The 22,912-nt window shown below is 28.8% G+C and carries 29 protein-coding genes; 14 read left to right on the top strand and 15 right to left on the bottom strand.

The window, feature by feature from the left end:
• The first annotated feature begins 119 nt into the window (after window positions 1-119).
• Window positions 120-413 carry an antibiotic biosynthesis monooxygenase family protein gene (locus HMPREF2586_RS06945; protein WP_070039133.1) on the top strand — a complete coding sequence of 98 codons (294 nt, stop codon included), beginning with the start codon at window positions 120-122 and terminating at the stop codon, window positions 411-413.
• Between the two features lie 1,008 nt (window positions 414-1,421).
• Here HMPREF2586_RS06945 and HMPREF2586_RS06940 read toward each other — a convergent pair.
• Window positions 1,422-2,033, bottom strand: coding sequence for a hypothetical protein (locus tag HMPREF2586_RS06940; RefSeq protein WP_070812699.1), 612 nt, complete (start codon window positions 2,031-2,033; stop codon window positions 1,422-1,424).
• Between the two features lie 1,581 nt (window positions 2,034-3,614).
• Between HMPREF2586_RS06940 and HMPREF2586_RS06930 the strand changes: the two genes are divergently transcribed.
• The 6 genes from HMPREF2586_RS06930 to HMPREF2586_RS06905 all read left to right on the top strand — a co-directional run bounded on the left by HMPREF2586_RS06930 (window position 3,615) and on the right by HMPREF2586_RS06905 (window position 8,886).
• Window positions 3,615-3,824, top strand: coding sequence for a hypothetical protein (locus tag HMPREF2586_RS06930; protein WP_064209486.1), 210 nt, complete (start codon window positions 3,615-3,617; stop codon window positions 3,822-3,824).
• Between the two features lie 229 nt (window positions 3,825-4,053).
• Window positions 4,054-4,197 carry a hypothetical protein gene (locus HMPREF2586_RS12870; protein ID WP_157948045.1) on the top strand — a complete coding sequence of 48 codons (144 nt, stop codon included), beginning with the start codon at window positions 4,054-4,056 and terminating at the stop codon, window positions 4,195-4,197.
• A gap of 11 nt (window positions 4,198-4,208) precedes the next feature.
• Window positions 4,209-4,793, top strand: coding sequence for an SGNH/GDSL hydrolase family protein (locus HMPREF2586_RS06925; RefSeq protein WP_141752915.1), 585 nt, complete (start codon window positions 4,209-4,211; stop codon window positions 4,791-4,793).
• Window positions 4,794-5,628: 835 nt separating this feature from the next.
• Window positions 5,629-6,000: a VOC family protein gene (locus tag HMPREF2586_RS06915; RefSeq protein WP_046207467.1), complete on the top strand. Its 372-nt coding sequence runs from the start codon at window positions 5,629-5,631 to the stop codon at window positions 5,998-6,000.
• A gap of 179 nt (window positions 6,001-6,179) precedes the next feature.
• Window positions 6,180-8,246: a heavy metal translocating P-type ATPase gene (locus HMPREF2586_RS06910; RefSeq protein WP_070657822.1), complete on the top strand. Its 2,067-nt coding sequence runs from the start codon at window positions 6,180-6,182 to the stop codon at window positions 8,244-8,246.
• 160 nt (window positions 8,247-8,406) lie between these two features.
• Entirely contained in the window at window positions 8,407-8,886 is a 480-nt protein-coding gene (locus HMPREF2586_RS06905; protein WP_070039147.1) for a GNAT family N-acetyltransferase, read from the top strand.
• A gap of 347 nt (window positions 8,887-9,233) precedes the next feature.
• Here HMPREF2586_RS06905 and HMPREF2586_RS06900 read toward each other — a convergent pair whose 3' ends face one another.
• Window positions 9,234-10,664, bottom strand: a complete 1,431-nt coding sequence (locus tag HMPREF2586_RS06900; RefSeq protein ID WP_070657819.1) for a YfcC family protein — start codon at window positions 10,662-10,664, stop codon at window positions 9,234-9,236.
• 649 nt (window positions 10,665-11,313) lie between these two features.
• Window positions 11,314-11,586: a hypothetical protein gene (locus HMPREF2586_RS06895; RefSeq protein ID WP_046207471.1), complete on the bottom strand. Its 273-nt coding sequence runs from the start codon at window positions 11,584-11,586 to the stop codon at window positions 11,314-11,316.
• A 183-nt stretch (window positions 11,587-11,769) separates the two neighbouring features.
• Here HMPREF2586_RS06895 and HMPREF2586_RS06890 point away from each other — a divergent pair, with 183 nt between their 5' ends.
• Together HMPREF2586_RS06890 and HMPREF2586_RS06885 are read left to right on the top strand one after the other, a co-directional pair.
• Window positions 11,770-12,579: an alpha/beta hydrolase gene (locus HMPREF2586_RS06890; RefSeq protein ID WP_064209479.1), complete on the top strand. Its 810-nt coding sequence runs from the start codon at window positions 11,770-11,772 to the stop codon at window positions 12,577-12,579.
• Between the two features lie 133 nt (window positions 12,580-12,712).
• Window positions 12,713-12,895: a hypothetical protein gene (locus HMPREF2586_RS06885; protein WP_064209478.1), complete on the top strand. Its 183-nt coding sequence runs from the start codon at window positions 12,713-12,715 to the stop codon at window positions 12,893-12,895.
• A 251-nt stretch (window positions 12,896-13,146) separates the two neighbouring features.
• On the opposite strand, the gene HMPREF2586_RS06880 is transcribed toward HMPREF2586_RS06885, so the two are convergent.
• On the bottom strand, window positions 13,147-13,347 hold the full coding sequence (locus tag HMPREF2586_RS06880) for a helix-turn-helix domain-containing protein (protein WP_046207474.1): 201 nt from the start codon (window positions 13,345-13,347) through the stop codon (window positions 13,147-13,149).
• Between the two features lie 234 nt (window positions 13,348-13,581).
• On the opposite strand from HMPREF2586_RS06880, the gene HMPREF2586_RS06875 reads away from it, so the two are divergent.
• Complete coding sequence (locus tag HMPREF2586_RS06875) at window positions 13,582-13,968, top strand: VOC family protein (RefSeq protein WP_046207475.1); 387 nt, start codon at window positions 13,582-13,584, stop codon at window positions 13,966-13,968.
• A 262-nt stretch (window positions 13,969-14,230) separates the two neighbouring features.
• On the opposite strand, the gene vraX is transcribed toward HMPREF2586_RS06875, so the two are convergent.
• Window positions 14,231-14,395, bottom strand: coding sequence for a C1q-binding complement inhibitor VraX (gene vraX / locus HMPREF2586_RS12865; RefSeq protein WP_164996921.1), 165 nt, complete (start codon window positions 14,393-14,395; stop codon window positions 14,231-14,233).
• Between the two features lie 421 nt (window positions 14,396-14,816).
• Between vraX and HMPREF2586_RS06870 the strand changes: the two genes are divergently transcribed.
• Complete coding sequence (locus tag HMPREF2586_RS06870; RefSeq protein ID WP_046207476.1) at window positions 14,817-15,047, top strand: hypothetical protein; 231 nt, start codon at window positions 14,817-14,819, stop codon at window positions 15,045-15,047.
• 92 nt (window positions 15,048-15,139) lie between these two features.
• On the opposite strand, the gene HMPREF2586_RS06865 is transcribed toward HMPREF2586_RS06870, so the two are convergent.
• From HMPREF2586_RS06865 to HMPREF2586_RS06855, 4 genes are all read right to left on the bottom strand, one after another.
• Entirely contained in the window at window positions 15,140-15,328 is a 189-nt protein-coding gene (locus HMPREF2586_RS06865) for a hypothetical protein (RefSeq protein WP_070657817.1), read from the bottom strand.
• A gap of 162 nt (window positions 15,329-15,490) precedes the next feature.
• Complete coding sequence (locus HMPREF2586_RS06860; RefSeq protein ID WP_070657815.1) at window positions 15,491-16,453, bottom strand: arsenic resistance protein; 963 nt, start codon at window positions 16,451-16,453, stop codon at window positions 15,491-15,493.
• A gap of 149 nt (window positions 16,454-16,602) precedes the next feature.
• The gene (locus HMPREF2586_RS12980) at window positions 16,603-16,737 is read right to left on the bottom strand and encodes a hypothetical protein (RefSeq protein WP_256277551.1); all 135 of its coding nucleotides are present in this window, start codon (window positions 16,735-16,737) and stop codon (window positions 16,603-16,605) included.
• A gap of 127 nt (window positions 16,738-16,864) precedes the next feature.
• Window positions 16,865-17,113, bottom strand: coding sequence for a hypothetical protein (locus tag HMPREF2586_RS06855; protein ID WP_046207479.1), 249 nt, complete (start codon window positions 17,111-17,113; stop codon window positions 16,865-16,867).
• A gap of 120 nt (window positions 17,114-17,233) precedes the next feature.
• On the opposite strand from HMPREF2586_RS06855, the gene HMPREF2586_RS06850 reads away from it, so the two are divergent.
• Window positions 17,234-17,443: a hypothetical protein gene (locus tag HMPREF2586_RS06850; RefSeq protein ID WP_046207480.1), complete on the top strand. Its 210-nt coding sequence runs from the start codon at window positions 17,234-17,236 to the stop codon at window positions 17,441-17,443.
• Window positions 17,444-17,681: 238 nt separating this feature from the next.
• Here the strand turns inward: HMPREF2586_RS06850 and tsaT are convergent, their stop codons facing one another.
• Complete coding sequence (gene tsaT, locus HMPREF2586_RS06845) at window positions 17,682-17,864, bottom strand: type II toxin-antitoxin system toxin TsaT (protein ID WP_064209474.1); 183 nt, start codon at window positions 17,862-17,864, stop codon at window positions 17,682-17,684.
• Between the two features lie 276 nt (window positions 17,865-18,140).
• Here tsaT and HMPREF2586_RS06840 point away from each other — a divergent pair, with 276 nt between their 5' ends.
• Window positions 18,141-18,347 (top strand): TM2 domain-containing protein, encoded by a 207-nt coding sequence (locus HMPREF2586_RS06840; protein ID WP_019467917.1) that lies wholly within the window; start codon window positions 18,141-18,143, stop codon window positions 18,345-18,347.
• Between the two features lie 311 nt (window positions 18,348-18,658).
• Window positions 18,659-18,874, top strand: a complete 216-nt coding sequence (locus HMPREF2586_RS06835; RefSeq protein WP_046207482.1) for a sterile alpha motif-like domain-containing protein — start codon at window positions 18,659-18,661, stop codon at window positions 18,872-18,874.
• Between the two features lie 9 nt (window positions 18,875-18,883).
• Here HMPREF2586_RS06835 and HMPREF2586_RS06830 read toward each other — a convergent pair whose 3' ends face one another.
• The 5 genes from HMPREF2586_RS06830 to HMPREF2586_RS06810 all read right to left on the bottom strand — a co-directional run bounded on the left by HMPREF2586_RS06830 (window position 18,884) and on the right by HMPREF2586_RS06810 (window position 22,869).
• Complete coding sequence (locus HMPREF2586_RS06830; protein ID WP_070812698.1) at window positions 18,884-19,111, bottom strand: hypothetical protein; 228 nt, start codon at window positions 19,109-19,111, stop codon at window positions 18,884-18,886.
• A gap of 361 nt (window positions 19,112-19,472) precedes the next feature.
• Complete coding sequence (locus HMPREF2586_RS06825; protein WP_070039157.1) at window positions 19,473-20,768, bottom strand: CitMHS family transporter; 1,296 nt, start codon at window positions 20,766-20,768, stop codon at window positions 19,473-19,475.
• 172 nt (window positions 20,769-20,940) lie between these two features.
• Window positions 20,941-21,207, bottom strand: coding sequence for a hypothetical protein (locus tag HMPREF2586_RS06820; RefSeq protein ID WP_070657812.1), 267 nt, complete (start codon window positions 21,205-21,207; stop codon window positions 20,941-20,943).
• 212 nt (window positions 21,208-21,419) lie between these two features.
• The gene (locus HMPREF2586_RS06815; protein WP_070039160.1) at window positions 21,420-21,956 is read right to left on the bottom strand and encodes a GNAT family N-acetyltransferase; all 537 of its coding nucleotides are present in this window, start codon (window positions 21,954-21,956) and stop codon (window positions 21,420-21,422) included.
• 487 nt (window positions 21,957-22,443) lie between these two features.
• Window positions 22,444-22,869 carry an organic hydroperoxide resistance protein gene (locus tag HMPREF2586_RS06810; RefSeq protein WP_046207487.1) on the bottom strand — a complete coding sequence of 142 codons (426 nt, stop codon included), beginning with the start codon at window positions 22,867-22,869 and terminating at the stop codon, window positions 22,444-22,446.
• Window positions 22,870-22,912 lie beyond the last annotated feature (43 nt).

Raw genomic sequence — 22,912 nt, 5'->3', positions numbered from 1 at the left:
GGCTCAACGTCAATAAAGCAATTGGAATAAAGCAAAATAGATTAATGATATAAAAGTGGTTAAAATAAAAGGAAATCGTATTAATTTCTTTCAAAATATATTTTAAAGGGGATTTTGCATTGGTACTTGAAGGAGCGATGTTACAAGTTAAAAAGAATATGGAAAATGAATTTGAGGAATCTTTTATAGAAGCCTCTAGTATTATTAGTTCAATGAAAGGCTATATAAATCATTCGTTAAATAAGTGTTTTGAAGAAGAAGGTAAATATCTGTTATTGGTTGAGTGGGAAACATTAGAAGATCATACAATAGGTTTTCGTGAGTCTGAAGAATATAATAATTGGAAGTCTTTATTGCATTGTTATTATGAACCTTTTCCTGTAGTTGAACATTTTTATAAAATAGAAATTTAAGTGATTTAATTAGGTCACTTGAACAACAACTGTGATATATAAAGTACAACAGATTATTAAATTATCATGGTGGGACGTATATTTGAAGTATCAGATAAGAGAGTACGACAAGTTTTGATAGGGTGTTGGATTGATTATCAAGGATATAGAACTTATGTGCTGGCCTTATTTTTTGTGTTAAAATAAAATTGTTTCGTAGCTCAATGTCAATAAAGCAATTATATTGAAATTTTAAAGAATGGGTGATTTTGTGAAGATAAATCCTGAATTAGACACAAGTTATTTTATATCTATTTGGTTAAATATTTTATTTTTATTTGGTCTTATTTTTATTACACAATTAGAAAATTTGATTATATTAATACCTTACGTTCTTATAATGGGTGTAAATTCAATATACATAGTTATTAAAGCAATGAAAATTAGAAATAATCGTAGTTTATGAATGTTTTGTATAGTTAATTGAATATTTTTGTCTTTCTAATAAGCCACTCACACATGTCAATGGGTGGTTATTTTTTATTTACATATAATAACAAGTGTTCCGTCAATATTTATTGAAGTAATACTATGACTCCAGATAATTATAAAAATGAAACTGATTATCGTAAAACACTACGTGAATATCTTAATCACGAATACTACCAGAACATGGATTAGTTAAATTACATCTTTTCAAGTTTATGCACGAAAAGTATGAAATGTTAGAATAGTATGTTGAAGATCAGAATAAAATAGTTAAGTCTTTATTTAGCGATGATCAACTATATGAATAGAATAAACTTTAACGCTCGAAATGCTCAATGATTCAGAAGTGATTATTAGTTATTATGAAAGTGGATATATTAAAAATATAGAAGGATATATTCGCAAAGTAGATGACTATGTACAATTGTTTTATTTATATGAATGAAATGGATTAAATAGAATTAGTTTGAAGGATATTGCGGAGTTAAAATAAAAAGGGCATAGTTTAATGCCCATATAAAAATATGTTAAATAGGATTATCAATCATATAATTCAAGATAACTATCCGTAAATTCTTCTGATGAAATTTCTCCATTGTCTCTTTGTTGTTGTAATTCTGCAGCTTTATTCTGAATTTCATCGTACTCTTCACGAGAATATCCTTGATTTTCCATCTCTTCATAATTTGCTTCTTCTTGGTCTTTTTGTTGTTCAGGTGTTAAACAACCACCAACTGTACAATAAGTACCATCTTTTTTATATTCACCAAACATTGCGTCACCAGCAGGTACATTTGATTGCTCTTTATTAGCCACTTGTGAGTTTTGTTGTTGTTCAGATTCAGATTGTTCTGCTTTCTCTTGCGACTGAATAGGTTGTTGTGTCATCTGTTGCTTTTGTGTATTCACTTGTTCTTGTGATTGAACAGGTTGTTCATTAATTTCATTTTGTTTTGTTACTTCATCATTAGAACTATCATTTGATTTGTCTTTGCTATCTTCAGATTGTTTAATATCATTCTTTTCATCATTTGATTTCTTATTACTTGATGATTTTGTTTCCTTACTATCATCTGACTTACTTTCTTCTTTATTGCCACATGCTGCTAATACTAAGAAATTTGCTAATAATAAAAATAAAATCTTTTTCATTTAATGCTCTCCCTTAAAAATAAATTATTAACTTAATTGTACTATACCTAAAAAAATAGTGATAACAAAAGGTTATAGTTAAATTTAATATTTGTGAATATGCTTATGGTTATTTAATAAAGCGAAAAGTATACGTAAATTCATTGCCCGATGTATTACAGAGTAAATGTCAGAAATATATATTAAGTAACTTAATGTATGATGGGATATGTAACGAAAGTTATTAATCTAAAGAAGAATAGCAGATTTAAAAATTGTAATCATTTTAGATAGTGAAAAACAATATGTAAATAATTAATGATAGGACATTATATTTTTTGAATAACATTATTGTTGAATGAAAGTGAAAGAATGTTACAATATACTTTGTTAAATTTTAAAACAGTATAAGGAGTAGTAATGAGGATAGAATGGATTTAATTGGAATTTTTACTATGTTATTGATATTACTTATAGGGATCGTTGTTACTGTTGTATTTTGGCTAGTAATCTTTAAAATATTGCATTGGGCTTTGGGTGATACTGGGTGTATTGTGGTTATGGTAATAATTGGTGGACCAACCATTGGATTAATATTATATGTTATATATAAATATTTTGGATATTAATATTTAATTATGTATTTTATGTTAAAAACATCTCTACTAAGTTATATGTACTAGGAATATAGATAAGAGTTTATTGTGAAATTAAAAGTTTGTTTATTTCAGCATTGGTAACTATAATTTTTTTGAGTGGATGTGATTTTATTAGTCTGGATGATGTGAGGAATTCAAATGAATCCAATGAAGACCATAAAAAGTCGAATGAAAATTATAAAAGTAATTCAAAACATAACAAACAAAATGTCGATGATAAGTCACATGATTAAGGTGGAAAATTAACTATCAATCAAGCGAAAACAATTGCTAATGAAAAGTTATAAACGGAAAATCAAGTATTTTTAATAAGAGTGATTAATACATCACAAAGGCAAAAGTGACGAAAATCACTATTACATAGAAACACCTTTTTATGGTCAAAATGAGGCATCTTAAGCATAAGTAATTGTGGACAAAAATAAAGGAACGACTCTTGAAAATACATAAGAAAAACGTACAATTGGGAAGTCTATAAAAAAAGAGCAACATTCTGAAAATACAACCGAAGAAAAAAGTGCTGAGCCAGCTACTCAAGAACGATTTAAAGAAACAGATTAATAACATTATTAAGTATTTAAGTAATTAACTCTTGCATGCGGGAACGAATACATTAAGAGTGCACAAATTTCTTTTGTTTTTGCAATTTTAATATTTTACACTACAGCATCAAGACAATGTAAACGTTGATATAGCAATAGTTATAAAAATGTATAGTTAATCGCTTTAACGAACTCCCAGCGTCTTCATAGCCGAGCCTTCACCCATTGCGGTTGAGGGCTTTTGTTTTATTAAAAATCTATATGATATGTGCTTGTGCATTATTTTTGAAAGCAATTAAGTTATTGTAAAAATGTATTTCGATTTAGGAATGTATCTAATTTGCAATGCTAAGTAATTAGTTGGATAATTAATTTATAATACTTACACAGGGTGAATATAGATGGACGAAATTTTTGTTTTTAAAATAAAAACGAGCGATGGAAATATGTTTCGTGAGTATGTAGAAAATATTTGGGAAATTAGTGAAGCATTGGCTTTAAAAAGGTTTGAAAAAGCAATTAAGAAACATGAATACTTTTACTTAAAAGACAGTGGTAGATATATCAATGTGAGTAATATTATTTCAATAGACGTAGAACTTTTGAACTAAAAAGATTAAATTATATAAAATAGAATACTTAAATAAGATTATCAATGTGAAATATAAAAAATATTGATATCATGAGTTGTTTTTCATTGGCTTATGCATACAGTTAGACTATAAACTTTCTGTCATAATCAAGTTATAATATCATGAAAATTAGTAATTCAATGTACCTAACTAATTAAAGTGTATATTTGAGAATTTAATATAATAATGTCCAAAAGGAGCTATAAAATTGAAAAAGGTAATAATGTTAATTAGCGTGTATATTGTTGGGAAATTAGCTTCTGCAGTGACAAATTTTGTTAATGATATAAGAAAAGGCAATAAAAGTAGTTTAAACCGAACTCCCAATTTTTTAAAAGAGAAGATGGTTTAGCTGATAAAAACATTCTTTTTTTAGGTTCTTCAATTACATATGGTGCGGCTTCTCATGGGATTTCATTTGTTGAATTTTTAAATATAGAATCTCATATGAACACAACGAAAGAAGCACTTTCGGGTACAAGTTTGGCAGGAACAGAAAAAAATTCATATGTCCAAAGAATAAAAAAAGAAAAGTTAAGTAAAAACAAATTTGATTTGTTGATTTGTCAGTTATCAACGAATGATGGTAGGTTAAATAAATATGTAGGTGAAATAAAAAAAGAATATGATCATAATGCTTTTGATGTAGAAACAACAATTGGCGCAATGGAATATATTATTAGTTACGCTAAATTAACCTTGGATACGCCTATATTATTTTATACTTGTATTAGAAAAGCAGATCCTTATTATGAATTTTTGGTATATAATTTATATAAACTAAAAGAAAAATGGGATATTGAAATTTTAGATGTTTGGGGCAATCAATGGGCAAATGAACAAATAAAATATGATAATACACTTTTTGCTGATGATGCACACCCAACTTTAAAAGGCTATCGCTATATTTATACACCACTTTTTAAAGAAAAGATAAAAATATATTGAGCAAAGAAATATAAAAATGAACTACTTTTTACGAATCAGAAAAGCTAGCAGGTCATTTTGGATTTAATGCAGAAGGATAGGCAAATGAATGCCTATCCTTTTTAATTATCCAGTATTTACTTTTTAGGAAAAATGAACAAAGTAAAAATACTTAAGACAATAGAAATCATAGCAAGATAAACTGGTGCATTTATAATTTGAGAGTAAAAATAACCAGCAATAATTGGTGCTATTAAAGTACCTAAAGAGGTAAAAGTAGAGTTTATTGAACCTGCTAAACCTTGTTTGTTTTGAACTAATTTTGATAGATACACTGTTATAGTAGGGCGTATGATATCAAATCCAATAAATATAATCCAACTTATTAATATGAGGGATATTACAGAATTTAAGAATAACAAGCTAAATAATATGACGATCGAATACATAGAACTAATAGTGATGATCGAAAGTTCACTCAAATACTTTGAAATTTTAGGATATAGAAAATATTGAGTGAAAGCGCCTAGCAAAGATCCACCTATAATCGCGGCAGCTATATTAATAGATGTAAACGCAGCTTTATCGACTAAGTATAATGGATAAAGCTCTTCTATAGCAGCTAGTCCAAATGCTAATAAGAATATAATTATAGAAGGTAATAAATATAGTTTTAAGTCTTTGAATTTTATTTTGAAATTTTTATTTTTTGGTACATCTTCATTTTTAATATGTGGAATACTTAACTTTAAATTTATATACTTATATACAGGGAAAAATTTTTTTACATAAATCGTTTATATGTATATCGTTTTGGCTATATTTAAGCATGTCTAAAATTGAAAGGTGTATTGAAATGGAAAAATTAAATCAAGTCATGCTATATGTAGATGATCAGTCAAAAGCTGTTGATTTTTGGAAAAATACCATGGGGTTTGCAGTTTTATCAGAAGAAGCATTAGCGGAGGGATATAAAGCAGTAGAAATTGCTCCCAATAATGAAGTTGAAACATCTATCTCTATTATGGAAAAAGAATTTATAAAAAAATATAGCCCAGGTGTTAATCTGGGAACACCATCACTGATGTTTAAAGCTTCTAATTTTGATGAGCTTTATACAAAATTAAAAGACATGGGTTTAACTGGACATGATATTATTGAAATGTCAGGAACGCGTGTATTTAATTTTCAAGATGGACAAGGTAATTATTTTGCAGTAAGTGAATAGCATTTAGTATTTCTTAAAATAAATAGCTGTGATCAAAAGGACTGAAATCAAGGCGATGAAATTCGTTGGTTTCAGTCTTTTTTAGTAATTGTAAGCATATTTATTATACCTTATAGGGGTATATGTTATAATCGTTTATGTTAAGAGAATAACGATACACTTTGTAAGGAGGATATAATATGACAAGTTCCAATAATCATGAAGCACATGATAGTCATGAGCATCAGATGCACGAAGGACATCATACACATCATCATGAAGAACATGAAATGCATGAACACCATGGACATCATCATGGTAATTTTAAGCGTAAATTTTTTATATCATTATTATTTGCCATACCAATCATCATTTTATCACCAATGATGGGAATAAAATTACCGTTTCAGTTCTCATTTAATGGTTCTGATTGGATTGTATTAGTACTTGCCACAGTTTTGTTTTTCTATGGTGGCAAACCTTTTTTAACTGGTGCAAAAGATGAACTTGCGTCTAAAAAGCCTGGTATGATGACACTTGTTGCGTTAGGTATTTCTGTAGCATATGTTTATAGTTTATATGCATTTTATATGAATCATTTTAGCAATGTACCAGGACATGTAATGGACTTTTTCTGGGAATTAGCAACATTAATATTAATTATGTTATTAGGACATTGGATAGAAATGAATGCAGTTGGTAATGCAGGCAATGCTTTAAAGAAAATGGCAGAACTTCTACCTAACAAAGCAATAAAAGTCATAGATTCAGAACAAAAAGAAGAAGTTTCTATTTCAGAAATCGAAGTGGATGATATCGTAGAAGTGAAAGCTGGAGAAAGCATACCGGCAGATGGTGTGATTATTCAAGGTAGTACTTCTGTAGATGAATCATTAGTCACAGGAGAATCTAAGCAAGTGGTTAAAAATGTACAAGATGAAGTGATTGGTGGTTCAATAAATGGTTCAGGTACGGTAAATGTCAAAGTAACTGCTACAGGTGAAAATGGCTATTTATCCCAAGTGATGGGGTTAGTCAATCAAGCACAAAATGACAAATCAGACGCTGAATTATTATCAGATAAAGTAGCAGGCTATCTATTTTATTTTGCAGTGAGTATTGGTTTAATATCATTTATCGTGTGGATGATTATCCATAATAATTTAGATTTTGCTTTGGAACGATTAGTGACAGTATTGGTTATTGCTTGTCCGCATGCATTGGGATTAGCAATACCACTTGTTACAGCACGTTCAACTTCTATTGGTGCACATCATGGCTTAATCATAAAAAATAGATCTTCTGTTGAATTAGCTCAGCATATTGACTATATTATGATGGACAAAACAGGGACTTTAACTGAAGGTGATTTTTCAGTTAATCATTATGAAAGCTATACACCTCAAAGTGATAATGAAGCAATCTTATCTTTATTTGCCTCATTGGAAAGTAATTCTAACCATCCACTTGCTTTAGGCATCGTGACGTTTGCAAAAAATAAAGGTATCACAATCAAAAATCCTCAAGAAGTAACAAATATACCAGGTGTTGGTTTACAAGGTATAATAGAAAATCAAAAATATAAAATTACCAATGTTAGTTATTTAGAAAAAAATAATTTGAAATATGATATAGAACAGTTTGAAAAACTTGCTAAACAAGGTAATTCAGTTAGCTTTTTAATTCATAATGAAGCAGTCATAGGAGTGATTGCACAAGGTGATAAAATTAAAAAAAGTTCGAGAAAAATGGTTTCGGATTTATTATCAAGAAATATTACACCAGTGATGTTAACAGGTGATAATAATGAAGTGGCAAATACGGTCGCTAAAGAACTAGGTATTAATGATGTTCATGCTCAACTATTACCTGAAGATAAAGAAAAGATTATTCAAGACTATCAAGCTGAGGGACATAAAGTAATGATGGTTGGTGATGGAATCAATGATGCACCTAGTTTAATTCGAGCGGATATAGGTATGGCTATTGGTGCAGGTACGGATGTTGCTGTTGAATCAGGAGATGTGATTCTTGTTAAAAGTGCACCATCAGACATTATTCATTTCCTTACACTTTCTAAAAATACTATGAGAAAAATGGTTCAAAACTTATGGTGGGGCGCTGGATATAACATTATTGCTGTACCGCTCGCAGCTGGCGTTTTAGCATTTATTGGCTTAATCTTATCACCTGCTGTCGGAGCAATTTTGATGTCTTTAAGTACGGTTATTGTTGCCATTAATGCGATGACATTGAAATTGAAATAGCACTATAAAAATTTTGAATAAATGTGCGAATATAGTGACTTTGATAAAGTGGAACGACACTATCTTTTTAAAGGTAACGTGTTTGTTCCACTTTTTTTTAATTCGTAAACGAAAAATGAATTATGCTAAACTAGTGTTAATTTAAAGAGAGGGGGATGACATGTCGTTAACACTAGAACCAATGACGCAACGAACTTTTGATAAAGTTTATGAAAAGAGCATACATGAATATGCACATGAACATATAAAAAGCGGTGTTTGGGAAACAGAAGGAGCTATTGAAAGGGCACGTTCAGATTTTGAAAAATTACTGCCCCACGGATTAGCTACTGATAATCAATATTTATTTACTGTTGTTTATTTGAATGAAACGATTGGATATTGCTGGCTGCATTTTGCGGAAAATAAAAAGATAAATAAGTGTTTTATTTATGATGTACATATTTTTGACAATTATAGAGGGAAAGGATTAGGTGAGAAAACTATGCTTTGTATCGAAGATTATTGTGAAAAAAATAATATACATCGTATCGGTTTACATGTGTTCGGTCATAATAGGCGGGCAGTGTCCTTGTATCATAAGTTAGGGTTTCAAACTACTAATTATAGAATGGAAAAAGTGATAGAGAATGATGATTAACATAAAACATTAATTTAAAAATAAGAGAATAATCTTGCAACTGGAATTTAAAAATTGGTAATCAAAGAAAATGAAAACCGTAGTATTTTAGAATGAATTAATGATTGATTGATTTTTAATAGAATGGTGATTGACTTTATCCATAGGGGAAACGTGAACTTGAATTGATTCTCAAAGTTTGCCAAAAAGGTTAATCGTTCAACAGCATATCATTTTTTATAAAACAGAAGAAACGTCAATTTCTATTTCATCTCAATAGAAATTGACGTTTATGTACTCATTAAAAGTTAAAAAAGACTAAAATTTTATCAATAGCTCTGATATACGAATGACCAGTATTAGTATATTTAGGACCAGCCAATTAATTGCGCAATTACCAATGTAGCAATAGAAATAAGTCCCCATATAATAAATAGTGGAAAGAAAAACTTGATCCACTTGGTATAAGACACGCCACCAATAGCTAATGCAGCCATGAAATAACCGCTTGTGGGGTAGAATACATGTGTGAAACCATCGCCTAATTGGAAAGCCAAAACGGCTGTTTGGCGAGTAATACCTAGCATATCGGCTAAAGGTGCCATGATAGGCATAGTGACAAGTGCTTGACCACTCCCCGATGAGATGATGAAGTTAATTAATACCTGAACGATATACATACCAATGACTGCGACAGTCGGTGTGGCCCCCTCAATAACAGAACCAAATCCATAGACAATACTATCCATAATTTTACCATCTTCAAGAACTACCACGAAAGAACGGGCAAGCCCAACAATGATAGCGCCCATCAAAACATCTTTAAATCCGTCGTTAAATGATTCGCAAATTTCACGTGTAGTCAACCCGGTAACTAATCCAACGACAATGCCCATAATGATAAATAAGCCGGACATTTCAACCATAAACCAACCTTGTGTAGTCACGCCATAAACAAGTATGACGAAAAAGGTTAATACTATAGCAATACCGATTTTTTGACGTTGAGTGGCAACCAATGGTTTGTGCTTCGTAATATCTTTATATGTCTGTCTTTTTTCTGTGTCTTCTTGATAAACTAAACTGATATTTGGATTTTGTTTTACTTTTTGAGCGTATCTCATTATAAATAATATTGTTACAAAGAGCACAATGATAAAGAGTGTGAGTCGTAAGCCAATACCAGAAAAAACAGGTACACCGGACAATTTTTGAGCCAATCCAGTGTTGATTGGATTTAATACACCAACTGTAAAACCGACTACAGTACCACATAACGCAATTGCAGTAGCCGTTATAGAATCATAGCCTAAGGCAATAATTAACGGAATGATAACTGGTATGTATACAAGCGAAAGTTCAGCTGTACCAATTAAAGTAGCAATAATTGCAAATACAGAGGTCAATACTGGAATGATAAAGATACTATGATTTAAAAATTTACGCGCGAGTTTATCAACACCAATTTCAATAATGCCAGTTCGTCTTAATACCATAAACATACCACCAATAATAAGTGTGAAGAATACGATTTCACCTGCTGCTATGAGTCCTTTAGGAATAATGGATATAAAGTCTATTATATTGACTGGTGTAGCTTTTATGTAATGAAATGAATCTGCATCAACCATTTCTCTGCCTTCAGGTCCTTTAATTCGATTAAACTCTCCGGAAGGAATGAGGTAAGTGGAAATGGTAGCGATGGCACCAAATATAAATAATATGACATAAATATGAGGCATTTCGAACTTTTTTCTGTTTTTATTTGTTGTTTTCCCTTTGTTTTTTAAAAATTTCATTGATACACCCCTTTGAGTTAACATAAATTTTGAACTAATATCATTATTTTATATAAAATAGAATCTTAATATTCTGAAAAATTATTTTAAACTTAATTATAACAAAATTTTTATAAAAGAATTAAATAAATATGATTTTAGTTGAAGAGTGTAGTATGAATTAATGAGAATAAAAAAATCTAGTAAATGAACTTTGCAGATCATTTGCTAGACTTTGTTAGAAATATTGTATCTATTTGATAGTTAAAGACAGTTAAAAGAGCTGTCCTCTTAATAATCATAGGTATATATTACTTTGTTCGGTCAACATTAATACACAATATATTCAAATAACGATGAACATTTTGTGATGTTGTATCCTTTGGTAGAGCGTGGGAAAACGTATGTCCGTTATCCGTTTTAACAGTATAGATTATATCATAGTTACTAATTTTGAAATCAATAATTTTCATAAATATCCCCTTAACAATGGTCATTGTTTTAAAATTATGAAATTGCAAATGAAACTGTGAAATAGGTTGAAGTACAAAACTGACCATTTATATAATTGTACTATACATAAATCTTTTAAGTAATAAAAAGTATAACATATTTATGAAATTAACTTAAATAATACAAATAAAAAACACATTCAAATTTAAGAATATGTTTAATCATTAAGTAAATTTAATATTTCGTCGTACTTTTGTGCACTCAAAGTGCCCAAAGGACTTTGATTAATTTCAAATATTAAAAAATCATCATTTGAATTGAAAGCACTCTTTATATTTTCACAAATGCTATTTTGATCCAAGTCACTTTTTAATAACCACAGTCCTTTATAAATGTACAATGGTTTACCTACAAGATTTAACTTTGATGGTAACTTTTCATATCCATAAGAAATAGAATTTAAATTATAGGATAATATATATTTCGCCATTCATATCGCCCTCCAATATAATCATATCATTAACTAAGATTTAAAGGTTGAAAGATGGTCGAGGTCAATCACCATTTACGAATTTATGGAATATTATAGGCAGATTAAGTTTGTTTTTAATTTGAAAGGGGGACTTTAATAGTATAAATAAATTTATTTTTAATACTATGAGGTGAAGTGAAAATGAATTATATAAAATATGTATTGTCCAAAGATAACACGAAACTTTATACAAAAATAAATGAAGTTGAAAAGGCTAAAGCAAATATTATCATTGTCCACGGATTAGCTGAACATCTTGATCGTTATGATGAAATAACTAGTTATTTGAATGAAAATGAATTCAATGTCATTAGATATGATCAACGCGGACACGGCCGTTCGGAAGGAAAGCAGACATTTTATAGTAATAAGGATGAAATCGTAGAAGATTTATCTGCAGTGATTGATAAAGTTAAAGAAAATTATGAAGGTAAAATTTATTTAATTGGTCATAGTATGGGTGGATATACTGTAACTTTATTCGGTACACAACATCCGAATGAAGTAAGTGGCATCATAACATCAGGAGCTTTAACGAGATATAATAAAAAATTATTTGGTGAAGTAGACAAACAGATAGATATGAATAGTTATTTTGATAACGTGCTTAGTGAAGGACTATGCTCTGATCAAGAAGTTGTTGAAAAATATGCTTTAGATGATTTAAACGCTAAACAAATTTCAATGGGACTAGTATCAACACTCATTGAGGGAATAAAGTATTTAAAAGAAAATGCCTCTAAATTTATTGATTCTACATTAATATTACATGGCAAAGAGGATGGTTTGGTGAGTTATAAAGATTCACTACAATTATTTGATGAAATAGGTTCAGAACACAAATCAATTCATATATATGATGGTTTACAACATGAAATATTTAATGAATCTTCTTTTAATAAGAGTATTTTTAAAGAAATTGTTGATTGGTTGGATAATGAAATGCAGTAATCATAAGTTTTTAAAGTATATTTACAAATTTATAGTTTATTAAGTCCTCAAATATTTCAAAATGTTTGTTTCAGTAATTTGGAAGATTTATAATAAGAAAATAATTAATACAAAATAATAGAAGGAGACAAATATGTTTATTAAAACTTTGCATATGGAATACGAAGAAAGCTTTGAAGAATTTGATGGACGAGTGAACCAATTTTTACATGAAGTGGATGATAAACAACACTGGGAACTCGTATCAGTGACACCTTCTGTTACGAACACTGTGGAAGGCGTAGATTATTTTATTACAATTGTTTATAAAAAGTAATGAATAACACTACAAAAAAGAGCCTGAAAATGTTTCAGGCTCAAACTACATACAGACTCTGAACAGTTAGAAAATGGCTGTCATTGCATGACTTTCATTAACAATAAACATACATTAACTATCTGTGACTTTGCATGTCGACTAGACGATTTAATAAATGATAGTTGTCTAGTTTATCTATAAATAGTGATACATGATAACAATCTAATCAATAATTATATAAATTCAATATTCGTACTAAATTCATATAATTATTGATTAAATGTTTTTTGAGATACGTTGAAATAATCAGCTAGTATTTTAGTGTCATTCTCTGATGGTTCTCTATATCCATGTTCCCAATCCCAAATTTGACATATTCTGTAATTTTTCTCATAACTTTTGTTTAAATTAATCGCTAATTTAGACAAACTTAAATGCTTTTTTTCGCGTAATTCAGTTAAAGCTTCCAAAATTTAAACCTCCCATAATTAAATACATAAGACTTACATTAGTTATTTTAGTACAGATAAAAGGTATGTTCAAATTACTAATAATTTAGTATTCATTGGCATTGTCATTACTAACAACTTTAATATTTTTAATTTAACTATGAATCATTGGTTGAATATTTAAAGTGTCAGGGGACAAGAATTGGGTATAAAAAGAAGACATTAAAAATATTTATAAATAAAGGAGGAAATAAATTGAAAATAATTGCTACGAGTATTTTTGTAGATGATCAAGAAAAGGCAAAACAATTTTATACAGAAAAGCTCGGTTTTGAACTTGTACATGATATGGAGATTGGTGGCGGGTTTAAATGGTTAACTGTAAAAGAAAACAATTCTGACAACCCGGTAGAAATTGTTCTTGAACCTAATGAGAATCCTATAGCAAAAACATATCAAAACGATTTATTTAATGCAGGTATTCCTGTCACAATGTTTGGCGTTTCTAATTTAGAACAAACATATCAGTCACTGTCAGATCTAGATGTGAAATTCCATACAGTACCAAAAGAGGTTGAAGGAATTAAATTAGCAATCATTGATGACACTTGTGGTAACTTAATTCAATTGATTGAGCAATAATTATATATTTACGAATAGTTTCCGTAATTTTTTGTTAAGCACTAAATTTAATTTATGTTGATATAAATTAAACTTGGTGCTTGTTATTTATTACATCAAAGTATTTTATAAAATGTGATTTCAGTATCAATCATTGTTAAAAAAGCATTATATAATATATAAAGACTCAGTTATGATGCCTAACCAAGCAGTAAAATAACGATGATACTTACGATGTAACCCCTTTGTCCATCGTAAACATCATCGTTCAAAATTTGATTATTTATTTTTTCATTTTATCAATATCCTCTGCAACTATTGTTAATAATTCTTCAGTTTCTGCATCGGTCAATTCGTCAGAACCTTTAATTCTAATAACAGAACCTTTATCGGTTTTAACATGGTAAATTGGTTCTTCGTCTTTATAAACTTTCCGTAATACTTTCATCTCATCACCCTTTTTTTCTATAAAACAATTCACTACAATATAAAATAATGCATAAATAGAAACATTACTTTTATAAGACGAATAAATTATTATTTTATAATTGAAATGATTAATACTTTAACTATAGGATAACTTTTTATTAAATTCTTTTCCACTGGTATGATTCAATTAATTTAATTAACTTGTTGAATCTTATTCAAAACAATGCATTTTTAACTGTTAATTATAATTCATGATAATTTTTTGGAAAAATTAGTTTTTTGTGTTTTTATTTTATAAAGAAGGGTATAACTAACCAAGCACAAAAAGTCCTCCAAACTTTAGTGTGGAATATATTTTCGAGATTGACGTCGCTTTTCGAAGCGGCGTTTTTGTTTTATACTGCATATAGTATAACTATTTATAAAAAGGGATGTATATTGTGAGATTATTGAGTATATTGTCATTTTTATGTAGCCTAGCGATAACGATTGTTGTTATATATGGCGTTATAATGATGGCTGGTGATTTAATGGGGCTAACAACGTTTAATAATCAATTATTAATTGTAGGTTTAGCATTTGTATTATTGAGTGGTTTGTTTGGAAAAAGTAAGCCAAGGCTATCAATGTTAGTGCTATTTATTGGATTTATCATTGTGCTTGTTAATTAATAAATAATAAAAGGAGTGAAAAGGAATCCATATTTTAATGATGGTTTCCTATTTTCACTCCTTTTTGTATGCATACATTTATTCAAAAATCACTAAGCTTTAAAAGATTCAACATTGCCTTGGAGTTTTTGATCCATGTCGTTAGCTATTTTTATTAGTGAAAGTTTGTTATCTTTTGAAGTTAATTCATTATCAACAGTAACTTTAATAATTAAGCCTAAATCCGTTTTAATGTGGAAAGTTGTACGGTTATTTTCAGATACGCTTCTTAAAATTTGCATCTTAATCACCCCGTTTTCAAATTAAAAAATTAGCGTTTGGCTAAAATGAGACAGAATTCATGAACTATTTAATGAGAGTGGTGTAAAATGTTAATTATATATTAGTTTAATATATTTAAGAGTAAATGAATAATAATTAGCCTCTGATAAATAGTAATATAATTATTTAATGTATTTAGGTATCATTTTGATGTAGATAAGTTCGCCTAATAATTCACATAATGTTTGCGTAATAATGACAGTAGTTGCAATGGTTACCCAATGGTTTGGTAAACCTAAAGCTAAAGGTAAGACAACAAGTGCATTTCTTGTACTTGAACTAAAAGCTATCGTTCTTTTAGTTTCTTGTGTTACTTTAAATAATTTTCCACATAAAGTACCTATAAAAGGGGATACGATTAAAAAGCAAATATAAATAGGTATTACTGAAAAGACAATATTTAAGTTATAAATAATTTTATTTATTTGTGAACCTACAATTGAAAATAAAACCAGTGCCATGAAAATTTCGGGAAGCCAAGATGTTAACTTTAATATTTGATTTATGCTTTCAGATTTTTCACTGGTATATTGTAATAAAAGTGCTGATAATAAAGGGAAAATTATGAACATTAAAAATGACTTTAAGAATGGCAAAATATCTATTTGTGAAAAAATATCAATGTTTAGAAACAACGTAAAATATAAAGGTAATAATAAAATTTGGCCTATAAACAGCAGTGGTGTAGCAAACAACATGAGTTGTTCATTTCCTTTTCCTAAAGCATTAAAAACGATTACGTAGTCAATACAAGGCGTTAGTAAAACAAGGTACACCCCTATGATGATAGGAACATTTGAAACATCAAACAATTGAATTAAACCAAAAACAAATAATGGTATAGCTATAAAATTTGATGTTAATAATGCCAAAATAGATTTTATATTAAGTAAGTTGTGTTTGATGTTAAAAAATGGAATTTGTGAAAACATACTAAACATAAGGATACACAAGCTAGCAGAAATAATAGTTTCTAATATATTGGCAAAAGCATTGGATATTAAGCCAACGATTATTCCACTAAAAAGTGCAATAAAATAAATATAAATTTGGTGTTTTTCAATTTTGGATTTTATGTATTGCATAATAACCTCTCGTATATTAATTTTTGTTCTTGGATTTGGTACATACACAGTCAGTGATACAGAATAGTTGAAACAAAAAAAGTGGAGAGAAATCATGTATGACATTTGATTTCTAGTCCCACTTCTTATATGAACAGTTAGTTTAGATTTTATTTTTTGTTTTTATCTTGAACGCTCACTTTATTTTCGATTTTATCATCGTTTGTGTTATCAATACTTAAAAGTAATGCACGAATCACTAAAACGCCAGATATAAGTAATAACAGATTTTTTAATAGTTTCATCTTTTCACCTACCTGTATGAATTTATATGTTTGTTTCAAAGTAATTATATTTATATATATCATACACTAATCATCGACTAATTGAATAAAAATACGGTGAAGTGAGCTTCTTTCATGTTTGGTTTGTTTAAAGGTCGAAGATATAAAGTGTTAAATTTTCTTCATCGACAGTTACTTTCAATTCATCACTATTATTTTCAATCGTAGTATTAACAACATTGCCTTGCTCAATCGTAAAATAAATTTGGCTTAAAATGCCCATCGCGTATTCATTAATTGGACTCACAAGAGAAATAGATGTTGTATCTTCTTGAATCATAAAATTTTTTTGACTTTGATTTATTATTTGCCATTTAGGTAAATAAGTTAACTTCATATTTTTCTCTCCTTATGATTGTGCTTTTTTAAGATTTTTCTACAGTAGAATCTTAAATTTTGAATTAATTGAACTCGAAAGGGAATAAGTTTAATAAATATATTGATATGAGGTGATAGCATGATTGTTTTATTATCTATTATATTAGCATTAATTTTTGCTTTTTTAGCAACGATGCCATTTTTATTTATAAATACGAGGTTGCATGAAAATGTCAATCACTCTAAGGAAGAAATACGCCATGAAAAAATCAGAGCGATTAAACGTTTTATATATTTCTTTATATTAATTATTATTCTCTTAATGGTTTTTCATTTTATTACAAACTGAATCGATACGTTCGATACTTAAACATAGGTATAAGCATACCTGATTCGTTTTTTAAATGAGTTAAGGTTTTAGGAAGAAAAATGAACTTTAAATATTATATGAGCGAAAGCTTATACTAAAGCACCACTTATTTAATTTGTTTTAAGTGGTACCTCAAGAAGTTTATAATATCGTTTGGTTTAAGTTAAGCATGTTTGATCGCTACACTTTGCACGTATATTGAAAGTTTTAAAATGAACTAACCGAAAATGATAGTGAAGAGTATACCTACAACACCAAAAATAATTAAAATAACAGTCAGTCCGAGTAAAGATTCTTTTGTTTGTTGTGTACCTTTTAACTTATAGATTATTAAGGAAATAATTCCACAAACTAAAAATATGAGTGAAAGCCAAAATATAATCATGAAATGTAAACTCAAAGTCTTGTCCCTCCTTTGCATTTCATCTTAATTGTACAATTTGATGATTTTATTCAATAACTTAAAAATTAATTGTTTTTAGATTAGTAAGCTAGTTTGAGTCTTATTTTATCATTTATTCATAAGATGCCATAGTATAAGGTATTCTAATGCGTTTAGTTTGAAAAGTGTCTGCGCATTAGAAAAGAATAAGCGTATAGCATTAAAATTTTAGATTTTATTTAGTATAACATTGTATAATAGTAGTGAATCGAATAAGTAAGGAGATAGAAAATAATGAATGAAGTCAATAAAGTGATTTATATTGTTTTAGCAGTGTTTTTAGGAAGTTTTGGAATTCATAAGTTTTATGCTAGAAAAACCGGAATGGGTCTCTTGTTCCTTGTATTTTGTTGGACAGGTATCCCGCAAATTTTAGCTATCATTGGTGCAATTATTACGGTATTCAAACCTGCAGATCAAAATGGTAATGTTTTAGTTTAAAATTATTGTATAAAAAACAGCCTAAGCGAAACAATTTCGCCTAGGTTGTTTTTATATTGTAAAAGAATAATGACTACAATAAAATTTAAGTGAAAAGATATAAAATTTTTATTGCTTTAGTAATGAAACCCATAAACTTTACAATATTTACAATTTTAGTTAAATACTATGGTAACAACAATTAAACTCATCATTTTTAATTTTAAAAATGAACAGTGATAGACAAATAAATATTATTTGTTATGATTATGAAAAGGCTTTAAATAGTAAGACATGTAACGATTAAAATTTAAGTAATCGAGGTAATGCTTATGACATTTTATGATTTTATTATTGACTTTGTTAATGACGACACGCCACTTGGTCAACTTGCCTATTTTATAAATAAAGATAACAATTTCCCTAAACATGCAACTGGTTATCAGGAATTATATGCATACTTTAAAACGAATTATAATTACAATGAAGTAATGACATCTGCAAAAAGGGCATTAAGTTTATATCTGAATAATTTAAGTGTCAATTAAAATAAAGATTCAGTGTTCGTAATACCAATTTCTTATTTTTAAAGCATGTTTAATGTCTTCCGTTCTAAAGTTAATTTCATTATTTCTTATTGAAAAAGGTTCAATAATATTTTGAGCCATCCATGTATTAATAAGTTCTGTAGGTAAACCATCCAATTCCATGTCACTTTTACTTAGAACAAAACATTCCCAATCGAGAGAAATTTTTGAAGGATTAATATATTTGCACTCATGAATCTAATCCATAAAAACACTCCTTAACATTGTAAATCCGACGTTAAGTTTTACCCAAGTACCTATAAAATAAAACGACAATTTTATGTTATTTGTCTACTTATTGATGAAAAAATAATAAATGATTGAAATTTGTTATTATGCAGTGTTTTAAAGCTTATATTTATCATCGTTAATATATAAATATAAGCACAGTACGAAAAACGTATCATCGACTAATTAACTTGGTGAGGCAAATTATTCATCTCGTATACAAATAAAGCACTCATCCAAACTAAAAAATTGGATGAGTGCTTTTTATATTTAAAAGCTAACGATTTTGTTTACTTTACATATATTCTAGTTGCAAGTTGTGAATTACATTTTACCACGGTATAATTCCTAAAATACAAGCAATTAAAATCATGAATAGACTAGAGCCAACTGCCCATTTTATTACAATACGCTGATTTTGACCGTATTCTATATCTAGCATACCTACAAGTAAATAACCAGCAGCATACAATGGACTTAATACATGTAAGGGTTGACCAAGAACTGAAGCTCTGGCCATATCAACTTTAGAAATGCCAAATTGTTGTGCAGATTCAGCTAAAATAGGTAATACACCATAATAGAAAGGATCATTTGCCATAAAGTATGTAAATGGTCCGCTCAGAATTGCAGTGATTAGTGCAAAGTGGTTACCCATAGCATCTGGTATAATTTGTACTAAGGTATTAGCCATTTCGTTAACCATTTTTGTCCCATTCATTACGCCTGTAAATATACCTGAAGCGAAAACAAGACTAATTACAGAAAGTACGTCGCCAGCATGTTTTTTCACAACAGAATTTTGGATACTTAAATTAGGATAGTTTAGTAAAATTGCAAAGCCAAACCATAGCATAAACATAACTGGTATTGGCATTAAGCCGATAACCAGACAGATGATTAATGAAATTGTAAGTATCGCATTTGGAATAAGCATTTTAGGTCTTTTTAATAAAGATTCTTCTTTTGTATCAGTAGGTTTTATATCGTTTAAATCAATATTTGTATTTGATGTGAGATATCTTTTTGAACGTTTTCCAAGTATGTAAGCAACTCCAAAAGCAAATAATATACCAGCAATCATTGCAGGAATGATTGGTACAAAGACTTCCTCAGTAGTTACTTGCAAAGATGAAATCGCACGTGCAGTGGGTCCGCCCCAAGGTAACATGTTCATAACCCCGATAGATAAAAGTGCTAATGTAGATAAAGTATACAGACTCATACCAATTTTTTTATAAAGCGGCATCATTGCAGTTACAGTTATGATAAAAGTAGTGGTACCATCACCATCAAGTGCTACCATTGATGCTAATATTACGGTCCCTATTGCTATTTTTACTGGATCCCCTTTAACGACTTTTATAATTTGATTAATGACTGGTTCAAATAATCCTGCATCTATCATAACGCCAAAATAAAGTATGGCAAAAGTCAGCATAATTCCAGTTGGTGCAACAGTTTCTATGCCATCTAGCATAAACTTACCTAAACCTGAGTAGAAACCACCGATTAAAGCAAAAATGGTTGGTATAACAATTAATGCAGTCAAAGCTGACATTTTACGAGTCATAATTAATACCATAAAGATGATAATCATAATAAAACCGAGAATTGCTAAGTTCATATATTCAATTTTCCCCCTTTGTTTTAATCATTATATACTTTTCAGAAAATTTTTAAAATAAAATTTTTTTCTTTTTTAAAAAATGTATATAGAAAAAACACTTCATAACTAAAATGTATAGTTATGAAGTGTTTTGATAATTAAATATTATAAAAAATATGTATTCATAAAATTAAATGAAAAAGTTTATTACATACGAATTCCAAAATGGATAACTTAATAATGCTAATGAAAATAACGATACCAACATTGCAAATATATTAGCAATACGATCCCCACGTAAACATGCATATAAATTAATGAGTAGTACGCCTAAAATGAATAATAGACCAGCTAATAATTGCATATCTTCTTCTAAAATTTTATTAACAGCTAATAATGGGGTAGTTAATGTAATTAATGACAAGAACAGTGATAATAATGTCGTTGCATATTTCAAATTGTTCAGTCCTCTCTAAGAAATACTTTTATTAATCTAATGTTTTAAATGATAGCTTAATAAAATAATATTTGCTTAACAATTTAATTGCAAGTCATTTTTAAATATGTCATAACATTTATTAAAAAGGTTATTAACAAAAATGCTAAATGATCATAGGTAGTGGAACGTATATTGATTGAATGAGGTGGTTTCAATAACTATGTCATATGTTATTCGAATAATGCCATATCTTCTCCGTTGAAATAATAAATCAACCAGTGTTCGTCAACATAACCCACTTCATATTTCCGAGCAAATTTTTCTATTGCAAGTAATTCAAAATTTAAATTGCTAAAAAAGACTTTGCCACTAATATTATTTGATATAAGTGAAGTCATTAGAATTTCAATTTGTTTTTTTTGACAGATTTGGAATACATATTCCATTAATTGTTTAGCAAGATATTCTCTAGATTCATGGTTTTCGCCCATAACACACATATTCTCAATAACTGCTTTGTGTGCCAAGCTATAACTCTGATTAAATATAAGTGTTACAGCACCTATCAAAACGCTATCTTGAAAGGCTCCAATGACAATTGATTTATTTGAATTGGTAGAAAGTAAATCTTGTAAATTTAGTTCGGCCAAGCAGCGATCATTTTGCAATTTCCATGCAAATACGTCAAGATCTTCATGAATGCCACGTTTTAATAATGTTCTATAGTTGGATATATCATCGATTGATAAGTAACGTATATTTGTCATTGAGTGCCTCCTAAATTTTATAAACCATTTATATAATAGTTTAATTAATTTTAACGCCGTATTAAATTTGATTTTAAGGGAAAAAGTAAAATTGAGCAACACTATATTTAATTTTATTCAAAAACATGGAATCATGTTTATTTCGAAAGCCAAAAAAATATAAAATTATTAAGTGTTTAATTGTATTTTATTTAATTTTTAAATGACGCGAATGGATAGGATAGTTATGGTATAATATGGTGAGTGATATATTATGAGCGGAGGCACGATAAGTGGAATCTTTAATGACTATTATAGTTTCGCTAATTTTGCTTATCTTGATTTCTTTTGCCATATTAATGATTTACATATGGATTAATTATAAAGATGAAGACAATTAAAAAAAGAGGAAATGATCAAAAGACATCACGACATAAGCATAAGCAGTACTAATTTAAAAATAAAAGCCCCCAAAATTCTAATCGAATTTTGGGGGCTTTTATTGTTACTATTCTACTACTTGTACATTTAAATCTACGTCAATATTACCGCGTGTCGCTTTTGAATATGGGCAAAATTCGTGTGCATCTTGTAGATATTTTTCAGCATCTTCTTGTGATAAAACATTTTTAACTTTTGCATCTATTGAAACACTTAATTTAGGGCTTTCTGCATCTGGGTCATCTTCTAAACGTACAGTTAAAGTGACTTCAGGTTCAGCGCCTCTGACTTTGTTTTGTTTAAGAATTAAATCAAATGCACCATTAAAGCATGATGCATAACCTGCTGCAAATAATTGTTCAGGATTAGTACCTTTTTCAGCATCAGCTTGTGCTGGAGGAATGACTGCTACATCAATTGCTTTATCATCTGTTTGCACGTGACCGTTACGACCACCTGTATTCGTTGCTTTTGTTTCATAATTTACTGCCATTATATTACCTCCTAAATTACTTATATAACAACAATACCCTTAA

The organism is Staphylococcus sp. HMSC034G07 (assembly GCF_001835975.1).
GTDB classification, from domain to species: Bacteria; Bacillota; Bacilli; order Staphylococcales; family Staphylococcaceae; genus Staphylococcus; species Staphylococcus ureilyticus.
This window is presented reverse-complemented; position numbering and strand designations above follow the sequence as displayed.

Excerpts from the sequence above, each read along its gene's own strand:
- HMPREF2586_RS06940 (WP_070812699.1), bottom strand. The coding sequence starts at position 2,033 with ATGAAAAAGATTTTATTTTTATTATTAGCAAATTTCTTAGTATTAGCA.
- HMPREF2586_RS06930 (WP_064209486.1), top strand. The coding sequence starts at position 3,615 with ATGGACGAAATTTTTGTTTTTAAAATAAAAACGAGCGATGGAAATATG.
- HMPREF2586_RS06915 (WP_046207467.1), top strand. The coding sequence starts at position 5,629 with ATGGAAAAATTAAATCAAGTCATGCTATATGTAGATGATCAGTCAAAA.
- HMPREF2586_RS06910 (WP_070657822.1), top strand. The coding sequence starts at position 6,180 with ATGACAAGTTCCAATAATCATGAAGCACATGATAGTCATGAGCATCAG.
- HMPREF2586_RS06905 (WP_070039147.1), top strand. The coding sequence starts at position 8,407 with ATGTCGTTAACACTAGAACCAATGACGCAACGAACTTTTGATAAAGTT.
- HMPREF2586_RS06900 (WP_070657819.1), bottom strand. The coding sequence starts at position 10,664 with ATGAAATTTTTAAAAAACAAAGGGAAAACAACAAATAAAAACAGAAAA.
- HMPREF2586_RS06895 (WP_046207471.1), bottom strand. The coding sequence starts at position 11,586 with ATGGCGAAATATATATTATCCTATAATTTAAATTCTATTTCTTATGGA.
- HMPREF2586_RS06890 (WP_064209479.1), top strand. The coding sequence starts at position 11,770 with ATGAATTATATAAAATATGTATTGTCCAAAGATAACACGAAACTTTAT.
- HMPREF2586_RS06885 (WP_064209478.1), top strand. The coding sequence starts at position 12,713 with ATGTTTATTAAAACTTTGCATATGGAATACGAAGAAAGCTTTGAAGAA.
- vraX (WP_164996921.1), bottom strand. The coding sequence starts at position 14,395 with ATGAAAGTATTACGGAAAGTTTATAAAGACGAAGAACCAATTTACCAT.
- HMPREF2586_RS06865 (WP_070657817.1), bottom strand. The coding sequence starts at position 15,328 with ATGCAAATTTTAAGAAGCGTATCTGAAAATAACCGTACAACTTTCCAC.
- HMPREF2586_RS06860 (WP_070657815.1), bottom strand. The coding sequence starts at position 16,453 with ATGCAATACATAAAATCCAAAATTGAAAAACACCAAATTTATATTTAT.
- HMPREF2586_RS12980 (WP_256277551.1), bottom strand. The coding sequence starts at position 16,737 with ATGAAACTATTAAAAAATCTGTTATTACTTATATCTGGCGTTTTAGTG.
- HMPREF2586_RS06855 (WP_046207479.1), bottom strand. The coding sequence starts at position 17,113 with ATGAAGTTAACTTATTTACCTAAATGGCAAATAATAAATCAAAGTCAA.
- HMPREF2586_RS06850 (WP_046207480.1), top strand. The coding sequence starts at position 17,234 with ATGATTGTTTTATTATCTATTATATTAGCATTAATTTTTGCTTTTTTA.
- HMPREF2586_RS06840 (WP_019467917.1), top strand. The coding sequence starts at position 18,141 with ATGAATGAAGTCAATAAAGTGATTTATATTGTTTTAGCAGTGTTTTTA.
- HMPREF2586_RS06835 (WP_046207482.1), top strand. The coding sequence starts at position 18,659 with ATGACATTTTATGATTTTATTATTGACTTTGTTAATGACGACACGCCA.
- HMPREF2586_RS06825 (WP_070039157.1), bottom strand. The coding sequence starts at position 20,768 with ATGAACTTAGCAATTCTCGGTTTTATTATGATTATCATCTTTATGGTA.
- HMPREF2586_RS06815 (WP_070039160.1), bottom strand. The coding sequence starts at position 21,956 with ATGACAAATATACGTTACTTATCAATCGATGATATATCCAACTATAGA.
- HMPREF2586_RS06810 (WP_046207487.1), bottom strand. The coding sequence starts at position 22,869 with ATGGCAGTAAATTATGAAACAAAAGCAACGAATACAGGTGGTCGTAAC.